Source organism: Promicromonospora kroppenstedtii DSM 19349 (assembly GCF_000515355.1).
Classification (GTDB): domain Bacteria; phylum Actinomycetota; class Actinomycetes; order Actinomycetales; family Cellulomonadaceae; genus Promicromonospora; species Promicromonospora kroppenstedtii.
This window is the reverse complement of sequence record NZ_KI911764.1, coordinates 26992-29450: the sequence shown is the minus strand read 5'-3', so window position 1 is coordinate 29450 and position 2459 is coordinate 26992. Positions and strand designations below refer to the sequence as shown.

The 2459-nt window shown below is 71.0% G+C and carries 3 protein-coding genes; all 3 read left to right on the top strand.

Annotated features, from left to right (window positions below; all coding sequences use genetic code 11):
• Nucleotides 1-920: carbohydrate ABC transporter permease (locus PROKR_RS29485; RefSeq protein ID WP_051433500.1), on the top strand; the 920-nt coding region annotated here is incomplete at its 5' end.
• 1 nt (nucleotide 921) lies between these two features.
• Nucleotides 922-1839 (top strand): carbohydrate ABC transporter permease, encoded by a 918-nt coding sequence (locus PROKR_RS29480; RefSeq protein WP_211240278.1) that lies wholly within the window; start codon nucleotides 922-924, stop codon nucleotides 1837-1839.
• A gap of 24 nt (nucleotides 1840-1863) precedes the next feature.
• A partial coding sequence (locus tag PROKR_RS29475; RefSeq protein ID WP_051433499.1) for an IclR family transcriptional regulator occupies nucleotides 1864-2459 on the top strand: 596 nt, incomplete at its 3' end.

Here is a 2459-nt window from a genome sequence, read left to right as displayed (position 1 = left end):
GGCCCACCGAGCCGGCCCGCCGCAGCGCGGGGCCGCCGCACCGGCCGCGGCCCTGGACGCCGTACCTGTTCCTCGCGCCGTTCCTGCTGATCTTCGGCACGTTCGTGCTGGTCCCGGCCGTGTCCGGGCTCTGGATGAGCCTGCACAACTGGGACTTCTTCCTGCCCGACCGGCCGTTCGTGGGCCTGCAGAACTACGTCGACCTGTTCACCCCGGACGCGCTGGTCGCGCAGCAGTTCTGGGAGAGCATGCGGGCCACGGGCCTGTTCGTGGTGCTCTCGGTGCCGCTGCTGATGGCCATCCCGCTCGGCCTGGCGCTCCTGCTCAACCAGCGGTTCCGCGGGCGCACCTTCTTCCGCGCCGTGTTCTTCGCGCCGTACGTGCTGGGCGTCAGCGTGATCGGCCTGCTGTGGCAGTACCTGCTCAACGGCAACACGGGCCTGATCAACGGGTACCTCGCCGAGCTCGGCGTCACCGAGGCCGTGCCCTGGCTGACGGCGACCCCCTGGGTCTGGGTCTCCCTGGTGGGCGTCACCGTCTGGTGGACCATGGGCTTCAACTCCGTGGTCTACCTCGCGGGCCTGCAGAACGTGGACGACGCGCTCTACGACGCCGCCAAGGTGGACGGCGCGAGCCGCTGGCAGCAGTTCGTGCACGTGACGATCCCGCAGCTGCGCCCCGTGCTCCTCTTCGTGCTGACCATGACCGTGCTGGCCTCGGCCAACATGTTCGGCCAGTCCTACCTGCTCACGGCGGGCAACCCGTCCAACGAGACGCGCACCGCCATCATGTTCATCGCCGAAGTGGGCCTGGAGCAGTTCCGCATGGGCCTGGCCGCAGCCATGAGCTACCTGCTCGCGCTGCTGCTGATCGTCGTGAGCGCCCTGAACTTCCTGTTCCTGCGACAGAAGGAGAGCTGACGTGGCGACCACCGTCGTTCCCCCCGGCAGCACCACCCCGCCCGCGGCCCCGCGGCGGCCCGTAGCCCGAGCCCGGCGCGACGAGGCGACCGGCCGCGGCGTCGTCGGCACCCTGCTGCTGTACGCGGCGCTGCTGATCCTGTCCGTGATCATCATGGCCCCGCTGCTGTGGATGCTCTCGACGTCGTTCAAGACCACCGGCGACGCCACCGCGCTGCCGCCCGCGTGGGTCCCGCCCACCCCGACCATGGAGGGCTACACCAAGCTCTTCGCCGACGCGCAGGCCCCGCTGCTGCGCTGGCTCGGCAACTCGGTGCTCGTGGGCGTGCTGCACACGGTGCTGGTGCTGGCCACCGCCTCGGCGGCCGCCTACCCGCTGGCCCGCATGCGGTTCCCGGGGCGGCGCATCGTGTTCGCCCTGATCATCGGCACCCTGTTCGTGCCGGGGTTCGTCTTCCTCATGCCGAACTACCTGATCGTCGACGGGCTCGGCTGGCTCGACACCATGTGGGCGCTCGTCATCCCCGGCGCCGCGAGCGCGTTCGGCGTGTTCTTCCTGGTCCAGTTCTTCCAGAGCCTCCCGGCGGAGCTGGAGGAGGCGGCGCTGATCGACGGTGCCAACCGCTGGCAGATCTTCGTGCGCGTGGTGCTGCCCCTGTCCCGGGCGCCGCTCGCGACGCTCGGGCTGCTGTCGTTCCTGGGTAGCTGGAACGACTTCCTCTGGCCGCTGTACGTGCTGTTCAACCCGGAGCAGCTCACGCTCCCCGCCGGCCTGGCGACCCTGCGCGGCGCCTATGCGACCGACTATCCGGCGGTCATGGCGGGCGCGGCGATCGCGAGCATCCCGGTGCTGATCCTGTTCGCGTTCGTGCAGCGCTTCGTGATCGCCGGCGTGGCCCGTTCGGGTCTCAAGGGATGAGCCGGCCCCGTGGAGAATGGCAGCGTGAATGACTCCACCGGCACCCTCGCACGCGGCCTGGACATCATCGAACGGCTCGCCGCGACGCCGGGCGCGACCGTTCAGCGCCTGGCCACCGACCTCGACCTCAGCCGCAGCGCCGCCTACCGCATCGTCGGCACGCTGCGGGAGCGCGGCTACGTGGTGGGCGAGACCGAGCTGCGCCTCGGCCCCGTCGTCATGCGGCTCGGCCTGCAGGCACTGGACGGTCTCGACATCCACGCCGTCGGGCCCGAGCACCTGCGGGAGCTGGTCGCCGAGACGGAGGAGACGGCGTTCATCGCGATCTTCGACGACGACCAGATGTGCTATGTGATGCAGGAGGAGGGGCCGCAGGTGGTGAAGGTGGTGTCCAAGCTCGGCAGCCGGGCGCCGCTGCACGCGTCGGGCCTGGGCAAGGCCTACCTGTCGGCGCTGCCCGCCGCCGAGGCCGAGGCGGTCGTGGGCCGCATCCCGCTCACGGGCTACACCGACACCACCTTCACCACCCCGCCCGCGCTGCACGCCGAGCTCGCCCGCATCCGCGAGCTGGGCTGGGCCCTCGACGACGCCGAGCGCGAGCCCGGCGTGCGCTGCGTGGC